The sequence below is a fragment of the Streptomyces sp. NPDC047886 genome, assembly GCF_043204435.1.
GTDB lineage: Bacteria > Actinomycetota > Actinomycetes > Streptomycetales > Streptomycetaceae > Streptomyces.
This window is the reverse complement of sequence record NZ_JBIDCF010000002.1, coordinates 330,531-344,391: the sequence shown is the minus strand read 5'-3', so window position 1 is coordinate 344,391 and position 13,861 is coordinate 330,531. Positions and strand designations below refer to the sequence as shown.

At 71.7% G+C, this 13,861-nt stretch carries 8 protein-coding genes; 3 read left to right on the top strand and 5 right to left on the bottom strand.

The window, feature by feature from the left end; translation table 11 throughout:
* Positions 1-61: 61 nt before the first annotated feature.
* Both ACGF5U_RS07240 and ACGF5U_RS07235 read left to right on the top strand, forming a co-directional pair.
* Positions 62-1,291, top strand: coding sequence for a YncE family protein (locus ACGF5U_RS07240; RefSeq protein WP_392711026.1), 1,230 nt, complete (start codon positions 62-64; stop codon positions 1,289-1,291).
* 210 nt (positions 1,292-1,501) lie between these two features.
* Positions 1,502-3,748, top strand: a complete 2,247-nt coding sequence (locus ACGF5U_RS07235) for a HelD family protein (protein ID WP_392711024.1) — start codon at positions 1,502-1,504, stop codon at positions 3,746-3,748.
* Between the two features lie 14 nt (positions 3,749-3,762).
* Here the strand turns inward: ACGF5U_RS07235 and glgB are convergent, their stop codons facing one another.
* From glgB to ACGF5U_RS07210, 5 genes are all read right to left on the bottom strand, one after another.
* Positions 3,763-6,042 (bottom strand): 1,4-alpha-glucan branching enzyme, encoded by a 2,280-nt coding sequence (gene glgB / locus ACGF5U_RS07230; RefSeq protein WP_392711022.1) that lies wholly within the window; start codon positions 6,040-6,042, stop codon positions 3,763-3,765.
* Positions 6,043-6,079: 37 nt separating this feature from the next.
* Entirely contained in the window at positions 6,080-7,468 is a 1,389-nt protein-coding gene (locus tag ACGF5U_RS07225; protein WP_392711020.1) for a maltokinase, read from the bottom strand.
* A 228-nt stretch (positions 7,469-7,696) separates the two neighbouring features.
* On the bottom strand, positions 7,697-9,511 hold the full coding sequence (gene treS, locus ACGF5U_RS07220) for a maltose alpha-D-glucosyltransferase (protein WP_392711019.1): 1,815 nt from the start codon (positions 9,509-9,511) through the stop codon (positions 7,697-7,699).
* Positions 9,508-11,505: an alpha-1,4-glucan--maltose-1-phosphate maltosyltransferase gene (locus ACGF5U_RS07215; RefSeq protein WP_392711300.1), complete on the bottom strand. Its 1,998-nt coding sequence runs from the start codon at positions 11,503-11,505 to the stop codon at positions 9,508-9,510. Before ACGF5U_RS07215 ends, treS begins: the two co-directional genes overlap by 4 nt.
* A 262-nt stretch (positions 11,506-11,767) precedes the next feature.
* Complete coding sequence (locus tag ACGF5U_RS07210; RefSeq protein ID WP_392711017.1) at positions 11,768-12,709, bottom strand: SDR family oxidoreductase; 942 nt, start codon at positions 12,707-12,709, stop codon at positions 11,768-11,770.
* 116 nt (positions 12,710-12,825) lie between these two features.
* Between ACGF5U_RS07210 and ACGF5U_RS07205 the strand changes: the two genes are divergently transcribed.
* Positions 12,826-13,779, top strand: coding sequence for an AraC family transcriptional regulator (locus ACGF5U_RS07205; RefSeq protein ID WP_392711015.1), 954 nt, complete (start codon positions 12,826-12,828; stop codon positions 13,777-13,779).
* Positions 13,780-13,861: the final 82 nt, after the last annotated feature.

Below are 13,861 nucleotides of genomic sequence, written 5' to 3'. Positions count from 1 at the left end.
TGCTCTCCCCGGTCCTCGTGGCACGGTCCCCGTGTCACGGCGCTTTCGAAGGGACGGTCCCATGTCACGTCGTCCGGCGGTCCTCGCCCTCGCCCTCGCCCTCGGATTCACCCTCGGCCCGGCACCCGGCTCCACCGCCCGGGAGGCCGCGCCCGCCGGGAGCGCCGCGCCCGCCGCGGCCACCGCGCTCCGCGACGTCGTGCTCGTCGGCAACAGCGCCGACGGCACGGTGAGCTTCCTCGACTCCCGTACGTACCAGAACCTCGGCACCCTGGACGTCGCCGCTGACCGGGCCGCGCTGATCGCCGCCATGGACCCCGTCCGCCGTGCCGCGTACGAGGTGGTCAGGCAGCAGGCGGGCGGGGACAAGTTCGTGGACGACGCCCATGTCTCACCGGACGGGCGCACCCTGTACGTCTCGCGCGGCAACCTCGGCGACGCCGCCGCGTACGACATCGCCAGCGGCCGGCAGCTCTGGCGTACGCACCTCGACGGACTCAAGGCCGACCACGCCGTGCTCTCCGCCGACGGGCGCACCTTCGTGGTGTCGGCGATCACGGCCGCCAAGGCGCAGACGCTCGACACGGCGACCGGGCGGATCACCGGGGAGTTCGCGACCGGCACGTACCCGCACGAGAACATGTATTCGGCGGACGGCTCCCGGATCTACAACATGTCCATCGGTGTCACCTCCCTGCCCAGGGCCCTTGACTTCCTCAAAGGCACCAAACAGGTGACGGTGGCCGACGCCGCGACCCTGAAGGTGATCCGGAAGTACACCTTCGGCAAGGGCGTCCGCCCGGCCGTGATCACCCCGGACGGAAAGACGATGTACGCCCAGCTCTCCTATCTCAACGGCTTCATCGAGTACGACCTGGAGGCCGGACGCACCGTCCGCACGGTGGAGATGCCGTTCAGCGCGGCGGCCGCGGCCATGAAGCCCGACGACTATCCGCAGAACTCGGCCCACCACGGCATGGCCATGAACGGGACCGAGGACAAGCTCTGCGTGGCGGGCACCATCGACGACTACACGGCCGTCGTCTCGCGCCCCGGCCTCACCACGGACGGCTTCGTCCACTACCCGCAGGGCTCCCTGCCGTACTGGTCGGTGACCGGGCCAGGCGGCACGCACTGCTTCGTCACGCTCTCCGAGCGCGACGAGGTGTCGGTGGTCGACTACCGCACCGCGAAGGAGGTCGCCCGGGTGAAGGTCGGCGACTACCCGCAGCGCGAACGCGCGGGCCGGGTGGCCGCGGAAGCCCTGGCGGGGCTGACGCCCCAGCGCTGACGGGACCGTTCCGGGCGCGGGCACCGTCCCGCGCCCGGAACCGCCACCCCGGCGGGACCCCGCGAGCGCTGCGGGATCCCGAGCGCACAAAAATCCCCGGCTTGTCGAATTGACGGCCGGGGTACTCTCACGCGTATATTTGATGTTTCCGTGTGCGCGCAGCACTGAAAGCACACGGGAGTTGAATAACTGCACCGTACCGCGTCGGGAGTGGAATTGTCAACCGGGGAATCCCAGGGATCCGAAGAATTCCGGAACGAACAGCAATTCATCAGCGACCTCTACGCCCGACTCGACGTTCTGCGCGCGCGGGCCGAGGCCGCCGTGCGGGACGCGCTGAAGGACACCGGCACCGGTTTTCAGGCGCGGCTGGAGCGGGACGTCCTCGTCGCCGAACAGTCCGGGCTGCTCGCCGCGTTCGACTCCGGCGAGAACGGGCTCTGCTTCGGCCGGCTGAGGTTCCGTGACGGGCGCGACCACCACATCGGCCGCATCGGCATCCGCGAGGACGACGCCGACCGCACCCCGCTCGTGGTCGACTGGCGGGCCGACGTCGCCCGCCCGTTCTACCTCGCCACCGGACACGCCCCCATGGGCCTGAGCCGCCGCCGCCACATCAGCACCCGGGGGCGCGAGGTCACCGCCCTGCACGACGAGATCCTGGACCTCGACGACACCACCCGCACCGGACACGAGAACCGGGACGCCGACGAGGTCCTGCTCGCCGCCCTCGACGCGGCCCGCACCGGGCGCATGACCGACATCGTGCAGACCATCCAGGCCGAGCAGGACCGCGTCATCCGGGCCCCGCACCAGGGCGTCCTCGTGGTCGAGGGCGGACCGGGCACCGGCAAGACCGCCGTCGCGCTGCACCGCGCCGCGTACCTGCTGTACGCGCACCGCGAGCAACTCGCCCGCCGCGCCGTCCTCATCGTCGGCCCGAACCCGGCGTTCCTCGGCTACATCGGCCAGGTCCTGCCCGCGCTCGGCGAGACCGGCGTCCTGCTCGCCACCCTCGCGGAGCTCTTCCCCGGCGTGCGCGCCACCGGCACCGACACTCCCGAGGCCGCCGAGATCAAGGGCCGCGCCGCCATGGCCGACGTCCTCGCCCGCGTCCTGCGCGACCGGCAGACGGTGCCGCCCGCCGACGCGCCGATCGAGATCGACCACGACGACTACGGCACCCTCCTCCTCGACCGGAACATGGCCGAGGACGCCCGCTGGGACGCCCGCTCCACCGGGCTGCCGCACAACCTCGCCAGGGCACGCTTCACCACCCGGATCGTCGACGCGCTCACCGAGCAGCTCACCGAACGCCTCGGCGCCGACCCGTTCGGCGGGCCGAACCTGCTCGACGCGTCCGACATCGCGCAGCTCGGCAAGGAGATCGCCACCAGCCCCGCCGTGCACGCCGCCGTCGGGGAGCTGTGGCCCGCGCTGACGCCGCAGCGGCTCGTGGCCGACTTCCTCGCCGAACCCGACGGGTACCTGCCCGACGGCGAGGCCGAGTTCGTGCGGCGCGCCACCGGCCCGTGGACCGAGTCCGACGTACCGCTCCTGGACGAGGCGGCCGAACTCCTCGGTGACGACGACTCCGCCGCCCGCGCCGCCGCCGCCCGCGAGCGGGCCGAGCGGATCGCCTACGCGCAGGGCGTGCTGGACGTGTCGTACGCCTCGCGGACGTACGAGTTCGAGGACGAGGAGTCGGAGGTGCTCGGCGCCCACGACGTCATCGACGCCGAACGGTTCGCCGAACGCCACGAGGAGGCCGACCACCGCGGCGCCGCCGAGCGTGCCGCCGCCGACCGCACCTGGGCGTTCGGCCATGTCATCGTGGACGAGGCGCAGGAGCTGTCCGCGATGGCGTGGCGGCTGCTCATGCGCCGGATCCCCAGCCGCTCGATGACCCTGGTCGGCGACCCGGCGCAGACCGGCGACGCGGCGGGCTGCGGCTCGTGGCAGGACATCCTCGACCCGTACGTCGGCGATCGCTTCGCCCACGTACGGCTCGGCGTCAACTACCGCACCCCCGCCGAGATCATGGACGTGGCCGCCCGGGTCCGGCGCGCCGACGACCCGTCCTTCACCCCGCCCCGCTCGGTCAGGTCAACCGGTGTGCCGCCCTGGGAGAGCGTCACCGACGACCTGCCGCGCGGGGTCGCCGACGCCGTCGCGAGCGCACTGCCCACCGAGGGGCGGCTCGCGGTCATCGCCCCCGCCGCGCACCTGCCGGCCCTCGTCGCCGCGCTCCCTGACGCCGCGCACGGCCCGGCCCCCGACCTCACCCGCCGGGTGGTCCTGCTGGAGCCCCGGCAGGCGAAGGGCCTGGAGTTCGACACGGTGATCGTCGCCGATCCCGAGGGGATCCGCACGGCCGGGCCGCACGGTGTCAACGACCTCTACGTGGCGCTGACCCGTGCGACCCAGCGGCTCGGCCTGATACACGCCGCCCGATAGGCCGGCGGGGCCGTCTAGACGGGCTTCAGCCAGACCGTCGCCAGCGGCGGCAGCGTCATCCGGACGCCGTCCGACTCCCGCTTCACGGGGTCGCTGTTCCGGACGCCGCTGCCGCCGTACTCGGGGGCGTCCGTGTTGAGGACCTCCGCCCAGGCGGAGACCCCGTCCGGCGCCCACAGCCGGTAGTCCTCGCGCACCACCGGCGAGAAGTTGGTCACCGCCAGCAGCGGCGTGCCGTGCGCGTCGAACCGCAGGAACGCGAAGACGTTGTCGTCCGCCGCGTCGCCCAGCACCCACTGGAAGCCCTCCGGGACGGTGTCCCGCTGCCACAGCTCGGGCGAGGCGGCGTACACGCCGTTCAGATCGCGGACCAGCTCCCTTACGCCCCGGTGGTCGCCCGCCGAGTGGTAGTCGTCCGCCAGCAGCCACCACTCCGGGCCCTCGACGTGCGACCACTCCGCGCCCTGGGCGAACTCCTGGCCCATGAACAGCAGTTGCTTGCCCGGGTGGGCCCACATGAAGCCCAGGTACGCCCGGTGGTTGGCGCGCCGCTGCCACCAGTCGCCCGGCATCTTCGACACGAGCGCCTGCTTGCCGTGCACCACCTCGTCGTGCGAGATCGGCAGGACGTAGTTCTCGCTGTACGCGTACACCATCGAGAACGTCATCTCGTTGTGATGGTACTTGCGGTGCACCGGCTCCTTGGAGACGTACACCAGCGAGTCGTGCATCCAGCCCATGTTCCACTTCAGGCCGAACCCGAGACCGCCCTGGTCGGTGGGGCGGGTGACGCCCTCCCAGGCCGTCGACTCCTCGGCGATCGTGACGACACCGGGGCAGCGGCGGTAGACGGTGGCGTTCATCTCCTGCAGGAAGGCGACGGCGTCGAAGTTCTCCCGGCCGCCGTGCTCGTTGGGCGCCCAGTCCCCGTACTCGCGGGAGTAGTCCAGGTACAGCATCGAGGCGACCGCGTCGACCCGCAGGCCGTCGATGTGGAACTCCTCGCACCAGTAGACGGCGTTGGCGACGAGGAAGTTGCGCACCTCCGTACGGCCGTAGTCGAACTCCAGCGTCCCCCAGTCGGGGTGCTCGGCCCGCCGGGGGTCGGGGTGCTCGTACAGCGGCGTCCCGTCGAACCGGGCCAGCGCCCAGTCGTCCTTGGGGAAGTGCGCGGGCACCCAGTCGACGATCACGCCGATACCCGCCCGGTGCAGCGCGTCGACCAGCGCCTTGAACTCGTCCGGGGTGCCGAGCCGGGCCGTGGGCGCGTAGTAGGAGGTGACCTGGTAGCCCCAGGAGGGGCTGTAGGGATGCTCGGCCACCGGCATCAGCTCGACATGCGTGAACCCGAGGCCCTTGACGTAGGCGGGCAGCTCGTCGGCCAGCTCGCGGTAGGTCAGACCGGGCCGCCACGACTGCAGGTGCACCTCGTAGACGGAGAACGGCGCCTCGTGGACGGGGCGGTCCCCCCGGTGCGCCATCCACTCCTGGTCGCCCCACTCGTGGTGGGACGCGGTCACCACCGACGCGGTCTCCGGCGGGCACTGGGTGCGCCGCGCCATCGGGTCGGCGCGCAGCGAGTGGCCGCCGTCGGGTCCGGTGATCTCGAACTTGTAGAGGGTGCCCTCGTCGATGCCGGGGACGAACAGCTCCCACACGCCGCTGCGGCCCAGCGACCGCATCGGCAGGCCCGTGCCGTCCCAGAACGTCCAGTCACCGGCGAGCCGCACCCCGCGCGCGTTCGGCGCCCACACGGTGAACCGTGTCCCGGTGACGCCCTGATGGGTCATCACCTGCGCGCCGAGCGCCGTCCACAGCTGCTCGTGGCGGCCTTCGCCGATCAGATGCAGGTCGAGTTCGCCGAGGGCGGGCAGGAACCGGTACGGGTCCAGGACCTCGATCTCCGTCTCGTCGTACGACACCAGCAGGCGGTAGTCGGACGGCGCGGCCGGCAGGGGGAGCACCCCGGAGAAGAGGCCGTCACCGTCGTCGTGCAGCGCGGTCCGCGCCCCGTCCACCAGGACGGAGACCGCGCGCGCGTTCGGGCGCAGCGCCCGGAACGCCACCCCGCCGGGGACCGGGTGCACGCCCAGCAGCCCGTGCGGGTCGTGGTGCTCACCGGCGAGCAGCCGCGCCCGGTCGTCTCCGTCCAGGGGGTGCGCCGGGGCACCGTCGCCCCCGGCGCGCGGCCGGGGCGGCTTGCCGGGCGGGGCCTCCAGTGCGGTGGTCGGGGGCGCGGCCTGCACGCTTCTCGTGGCGGTGGCCGGCTTGCGGGCCGGACGACGGGGGGTCACGGGGAATGGCCTCCTCAGGTTTCGGGGGTCGGGAGGGTCAGGGAGTGGCGGGGTGCCGTGCGGCGAGGCGCCGGATCGCCGCCATCGGGACGTGCAGCCAGTCGGGCCGGTGCCGGGCCTCGTAGACGACCTCGTACACGGCCTTGTCGGTCTCGTACGCGCTGAGCAGCGCCGCGTCCGCGCGAGGGTCGCTGCCGGAGGTCTCCGCGTACCCGGCGCAGTACGCGTCCCGGCAGCGCTCGGCCCACGCCGGATTCCAGGGCCGGCAGGAGTGGGCCGCGTAGTCGAAGGAGCGGAGTATCCCGGCGACGTCCCGCACGGGAGGCTGCGGCCGGCGCCGCTCGGCGAGCGGTTTCGCGGGCTCGCCCTCGAAGTCGATCACCGCCCATTCGCCGTCCGGTGTGCGCAGGGTCTGCCCCAGGTGGAGGTCCCCGTGGACGCGCTGGGCGCGCGGGACGCCGCCGCGGCCGACCCGTCCGGCGACCGCGTCGAACGCGGCGCGCAGCCCGGGGACGTACGGCATGAGCGCGGGCACCGCCTGGGTGGCGGCGTCCAGGCGGCGGCTCATCGCGATGGCGAGGTTCTCGGTCTGCGCCCGGCCGAGCCGGACCGTGGGCAGGGCTCCGGCGAGCGCGGTGTGCACCTCGGCGGTGGCCCGGCCCAGCGCCCGCGCCTCCGCGGTGAAGTCCCGTCCGGTGGCGAGCGCGTCGAGGGCGAGCTGCCAGCCGTCCTGCGAGCCGCGCAGATACGGCTGGAGGACACCGAGGGTGCTGGCGTCCGGGCGGCCCGCCCCCGCCTCGTACCAGGCGACGGGCGCGGGCACCCGGGCGCAGCCGGCCCGGGAGAGCGCGAGCGGCAGTTCCAGGTCGGGGTTGGCGCCCGGGTAGACGCGGCGGAACACCTTGAGGATGTACGCGTCGCCGTACACGAGGGAGGAGTTGGACTGCTCGGCGTCGAGGACGCGCGCGGCGAGCCCGTCCGGGATCGGCACGGTCCGCGAGAACCGCAGCGGTCCGATGGGCCCGGGGGTGCGCAGCCGTTCCAGGAGGAGCGCGGCCAGTCTCGGGTCGCGCAGCCCCTCGTACACGGTGCGCCCGGCGAGCGGGCCGTCCTCGACGTGGCCGATCAGTGCCGGTGCGAGCTGCGGCGGCAGGGTCTCCCGTACGCCGAGGAACACCTGGTAGCAGTCCCCGGCGGCGGGCGCGGCGGCGAGGCCGGGCTGCTGGACGCGGACGAGCAGATGCAGCAGGCCGGTTCCCGCCGTGTCGACGGGCAGCAGTTCCGTGGCGGAGACGAGCGAGAAGCCGGTGACGGGGCGGCCCTTCCCGGCGAACCAGCGCTGGTGGGGCAGCCACGCGTGGAGCAGCGGGACGAGTGACGGCAGCAGAGCGACCGGTGCCCGGGCGGTGGATGCGGTCTCCGACATGGCAGCGCGTCCTTTCCCCGGGTACTACAGAATGCACGGAATGTGCAGAGTGTCCCGGAATGCGGCGATGGCTGTCCGGCTGTGCGGGACGTGTCGGGCGGGGAAGATCCGGATAGACCCGAATCGACGTATGAGGGGGAGAGTTCCCAGGGCGGGGCGTGGGAAACGCCCCGCCCCGAGAACCCCCTCGGCGGGCGGCGCCCGGCGAGCGCCGCCTGACCGGATGTGCTACACGGAGTCGGCCGGGCGTCCCGGGCGCTCGGTACGGGCCGTGGGGCGCGCGGGTTCGCGGTTCTTCGCTGCCTTGCGGGTGTTCGAGGAGGTGGCGCCCGCCTTCGTGGGCAGCGCCCGGTCCTTGCGGAGCCGGAACCAGTAGAAGCCGTGCCCCGCGAGGGTGAGCAGGTACGGCCATTCACCGATGGCGGGGAATCGCACCCCGCCGATCAGCTCCACCGGATGCAGGGTGTTGAACTGGCGCAGGTCCAGCTCCGTCGGCTGCGGGAAGCGCGAGAAGTTGTGCACGCACATCACCAGGTCGTCGCCGTACTCCCGGAGGAACGCCAGCACCGCCGGGTTCGACGAGGGCAGTTCGGTGTAGGAGCCGAGTCCGAAGGCCGGGTTCTGCTTACGGATCTCGATCATCCGCCGGGTCCAGTGCAGCAGCGACGACGGGGACGACATCGACGCCTCGACGTTGGTGACCTGGTACCCGTACACCGGGTCCATGATGGTCGGCAGGTACAGCCGCCCCGGGTCGCAGGACGAGAAGCCCGCGTTGCGGTCGGGCGTCCACTGCATCGGCGTGCGCACCGCGTCCCGGTCGCCGAGCCAGATGTTGTCGCCCATCCCGATCTCGTCGCCGTAGTACAGGATCGGCGACCCCGGCAGCGACAGCAGCAGGGCGGTGAACAACTCGATCTGGTTGCGGTCGTTGTCCAGGAGCGGGGCGAGCCGGCGCCGGATGCCGATGTTGGCGCGCATACGCGGGTCCTTGGCGTACTCCGCGTACATGTAGTCACGTTCCTCGTCCGTGACCATCTCCAGCGTGAGTTCGTCGTGGTTGCGCAGGAAGATGCCCCACTGGCAGCCCGCCGGGATCGCCGGGGTCTTCGCCAGGATCTCCGATACCGGATAGCGGGACTCGCGGCGCACCGCCATGAAGATGCGGGGCATCACCGGGAAGTGGAACGCCATGTGGCACTCGTCGCCGCCGCCCGCGAAGTCGCCGAAGTAGTCCACGACGTCCTCGGGCCACTGGTTGGCCTCGGCGAGGAGGACCGTGTCCGGGTAGGCCGCGTCGATCTCCTTGCGGACCCGCTTCAGGAAGGCGTGCGTCGCGGGCAGGTTCTCGCAGTTCGTGCCCTCCTCCTGGTACAGGTACGGCACGGCGTCGAGCCGGAAGCCGTCGATGCCCAGGTCCAGCCAGAACCGCAGCGCCGACAGGATCTCCTGCTGCACGGCGGGGTTCTCGTAGTTCAGGTCCGGCTGGTGCGAGAAGAACCGGTGCCAGTAGTACTGCTTGCGGACCGGGTCGAAGGTCCAGTTGGACGTCTCGGTGTCCACGAAGATGATCCGCGCGTCCTGGTACTGCTTGTCGTCGTCGGCCCAGACGTAGTAGTCGCCGTACGGTCCGTCGGGGTTCGCCCTGGACTCCTGGAACCACGGGTGCTGGTCGCTGGTGTGGTTCATCACGAAGTCGATGATCACCCGCATGCCGCGCTGGTGTGCGGCGTCCACGAACTCCACGAAGTCGGCGAGGTCACCGAACTCCGGGAGCACCGAGGTGTAGTCCGAGACGTCGTAACCGCCGTCCCGCAGCGGGGACTTGAAGAACGGCGGCAGCCAGAGGCAGTCCACGCCGAGCCACTGCAGATAGTCCAGTTTGGCTGTGATGCCCTTGAGGTCGCCGACGCCGTCGCCATTGCTGTCCTGGAAGGACCTGACCAGCACCTCGTAGAACACGGCGCGCTTGAACCAGTCGGGATCCCGGTCCTTCGCGGGCGTGTCCTCGAACGTGTCGTGGACGGGCTCGTTGACGATCATGATGTGGGTGACCCTCCGATCGGGGGAGACGGTCGCAGGGCGCTGTGGAGTACGAGGATGTGCGCGGGCGTGACGCCCGGCTCTAGGCGCACATAGTTGGCCCTGCCCCAGTGATAGGTGTCACCGGTGAGCTCATCGCGCACCGGTACGGTCTCGTGCCAGTCGAGGCCGAGCTCCGGCATGTCCAACGAGACCGTTGCCTCCTGGGTGTGGTGGGGGTCGAGGTTCGCGACCACCAGAACAACGTTCGAACCCGACCGCTTGCTGTACGCGATGACCGCGTCGTTGTCGGTGTGGTGGAAGTGCAGTGAGCGCAGCCGGCGCAGCGCGGGATGGCGGCGCCTGACCCGGTTCAGCGTGGTGATCAGCGGTGTGATCGTCCGCCCCTGCTGCTCCGCCGCCTCCCAGTCCCGGGGGCGCAGCTGGTATTTCTCCGAGTCGAGGTACTCCTCGCTGCCCGCGCGCAGCGGGGTGTTCTCGCACAGCTCGTACCCGGCGTACACGCCCCAGGTCGGGGAGAGCGTCGCGGCGAGCACGGCCCGTACCTCGAAGGCGGGCCTGCCGCCGTGCTGGAGGTAGGCGTGCAGGATGTCCGGGGTGTTCACGAAGAAGTTCGGCCGCATGTAGGCGGCGGCGTCCCCGGACAGCTCGGTGAGGTACTCCGTGAGCTCCGCCTTGGTGTTGCGCCAGGTGAAGTACGTGTACGACTGCTGGAAGCCGACCGAGGCGAGCGTCCGCATCATCGCCGGCCGGGTGAACGCCTCCGCCAGGAAGATCACGTCCGGGTCGGTCCTGTTGATGTTCGCGATGACCTTCTCCCAGAACACCACCGGCTTCGTGTGCGGGTTGTCCACCCGGAAGATCCGCACCCCGTGGGCCATCCAGTGCCGCAGCACGCGCACCGTCTCGCGGACGATGCCCCGCATGTCCGTGTCGAACGCGATCGGGTAGATGTCCTGGTACTTCTTCGGCGGGTTCTCCGCGTACGCGATGGTGCCGTCCGCCCGGTGGTGGAACCAGGCGGGCCGCTTGTTCACCCACGGGTGGTCAGGCGAGCACTGGAGCGCGAAGTCCAGCGCGACCTCCAGGCGCAGCTCCCGGGCCCGCGCCACGAACGCGTCGAAGTCCTCCAGGCTCCCCAGGTCCGGGTGGACCGCGTCGTGGCCGCCCTCGTGGGAGCCGATCGCCCACGGCACGCCGACGTCGTCCGGACCGGCCGTCAGCGCGTTGTTCGGGCCCTTGCGGTGCGTGACGCCGATCGGGTGGATCGGGGGCAGGTACACCACGTCGAAGCCCATGGCGGCGATCGCGGGCAGCCGCTCGGCCGCCGTGCGGAACGTACCGGAGACCAGCCGGTCGCCCTCGTACCGCGCCCCCTCGGAGCGCGGGAACATCTCGTACCACGACCCGAACAGCGCCCGCTCCCGCTCGACCAGCAGCGGCAACGGCTTGGAGGAGGAGACCAGTTCGCGCAGCGGGTGCCGCGAGAGGGCCTCGTCCACGTCGGCCGCCAGCGCGGCCGCGAGCCGCTCCGTCGGGGCGCGCCGCTCGTCCCGCAGCGCGTCCACCGCCGCGAGCACCGCCTCGCGGCCCTCGCTCTTGGGGACCCCGTCGGCGGCCCGCTCGTACAGCGCCGCCCCCTCCGCGAGGACCAGCTCCGTGTCCAGGCCGGCCGGCACCTTGATCCGGGCGTGGTGCCGCCAGGTGGCGACCGGGTCGCTCCACGCCTCGACCCGGTACGTCCAGCGGCCCTCGGCCGCCGGGGTCACCTCGGCCCCCCAGCGGTCCGTGCCGGGGGCCAGTTCCCTCATCGGGGTGAACGGGCCGGACCGGCCCGACGGATCCGTCAGTACCACGTTCGCGGCGACCGCGTCGTGACCCTCGCGGAAGACCGTGGCGGTGACCTGGAAGGTCTCACCGGCCACCGCCTTGGCGGGCCTTCTGCCGCAGTCGACCAGCGGACGTACGTCCAGTACGGGAATACGACCAATCAGCGAGTTCACAGCATCACCTGAGGGTTGCTTACGGGGTATCGCTCTTTGTAGCTGCTCCGTTGACACATGAGCGTGCGCAGGCATCACCGCTCCTCTCCGGGTTCACTCGGGTGGGCGGGTACCGGAGGAGCCTTCCCACACCCCTCGGGTGGGCAATCCGGGGCCTCGTTAACTACCGGGCCGTAGCCGAACAGCGGAAACCGGCCCCGTTCGGTGTAATTACGGGACCGGTTGCCGTGCCGGGTGTGTCAGGGGCGCGTTCTCACATCGTGGACCGCGCGTCGCGCTCCTCCGGGTCGCTCGTCCAGACCTGCCACGGCTGGCGCGTCACCCACTCCTCGACGGGTGCCGGCTTCACCGACAGGGCCCGCGCCGACGCGCCGCCGTCACCCGCCATCAGCCGCGGATCCGCCCCGGACGCCATGTAGTGGTAGATGCCCGCGACCCCGGCCGCCGCCTCCGCGCCGAGCACCTGTGCGAGACCCTGTTCGAACACGCCGGGGTCCAGCGGCACGTACCGCACGTCCCGCCCCAGGCCCCGCGCGAACGAGGCCGCCAGCTCCTCGCCCGTCAGCGTGCGGTCACCGCCGATGTCCAGGACCCGCCCGTCCACACCGTCCACGGTCAGCGCCGCGTACACCGCCTCCGCCAGGTCCCGGTGCGAGATCCACGCCGTCGGCACCCCGGCCGGCAGCGGATAGGCGAGCACGCCCTCGTTCACCAGCGCCGGGCCGTTCCACGGGCTGAACAGGTTGTCCAGGTACACCGGCGGGCGCAGCACCACCAGCGGCACACCGCTGTCGCGCAGCACCTCCTCCGTGACGCGGCGCGTCTCGAACGCCGCCACCGCCGTCGTGCCCGCCGGGATCCGCGTGTTGGCGTTGTACACCAGCCGGCGCACCCCCGCGTCCCGGGCGGCGGCCGCGATGTTGCGGGCGTAGGCGCGTACCCGGTCCGGGTCGTAGACCAGCGGCATCACGACGGCGGCATGGGTCGCCCCGTCGAACAGTCCCCGTACGGCATGGGCGTCCGCCAGGTCGCCGGAGGCACAGCTCACGCCCGGCAGCGGCGGACGGTCGCCCTCGGGACGACGGGTGAGCGTACGCACCCGGTGCTTCCGCTCGGCCAGGAGACGGGCGACCGCACCGCCCTGGAAACCGGTCGCTCCCACGACAGCGACGCGCATCGGAATGTGATCGGACATATGCCTGAAGGGCCCTTCGATAGGGTGTGACTGCTGCCTCACGGCACCTTTCAGGCTGACGGCGGCGGCTTTGGCCGATCAATTAACAAACCGGGGCGGGGGTTGAAGGATCGTCCATGGACACCGTGGCGCACGAGAAAGACGACCTCCTCAGCGAGCTGCTGAAGCCGCTCCGCCTCACGGGGGTGTTCGACAGCCGCTGGCGCGTCAACGCGCCCTGGGCCATCGAGGGCGACGCCGAGCAGAGCTGCGCGATCCTGCACTACGTCATCGACGGCGGGTGCTGGATCACCGCGGACGGCCAGACGGACCGGCGGCTGCACAGCGGCGACCTCGCCGTCTTCCCCACCGGCACCGCGCACCGGATCTCCGACGAGCCCGAACGGCAGGGCGTACCGCTCAAGGCGGTCCTGCCCGAACGGCACCCCGGAACCTCCCGCGAGATCCGCATCGAGGGCGACGGCCCCGAGAGCAGCCTGCTGTGCGCCGGCCTCCACTACGACTCCTCCGCCGCCACCGGCCTGTACAAGGCCCTGCCGTGGGTGCTCGTCCTCGACCGCTCCCAGGTCGAGCGGGAACCGCTGCTGCGCGACACCCTGCGGCTGCTCGCCGCGCCCGACCGGCCGACAGGACCCGGCGACCGGCTGATCACCCTGCGGGCCTTCGAGATGGCCCTCGTGCTCGCCCTGCGCCCGCTGCTGCGCGAGTTCACCGAGAACCCGTCCTCGCTGCCGGTGCTGCGCCACCCGGGCATCAGCCGCGCCATGGTGATGATCGCGACCCGGTTCGCCGAACCGTGGACCATCGAGTCCCTCGCCCGGGAGGTCGGCATGTCCCGGTCGGCGTTCACCGCCGCGTTCCGCGAACTCGTCGGCGAGGCACCGGCCCGCCATCTCACCGGGCGGCGCATGCAGGAGGCCGCGCGGCTGCTCGGCGAGACCTCCGTACCGCAGTCCGCGGTACCGCAGCGGGTCGGCTACCAGAGCGCCGTCGGGTTCCATCTGGCGTTCCGGAAGTGGTTCGGCAAGACGCCGGGCGAATACCGCACCCATGCCGCGAGTCCCGCCTGACCCGGCACGGGTCACGCCCGACCGGGCGGAATCGGCCGGAATCGGCTGGCCGGTTCTTAAGGACCACAGGACGGACGTTCAT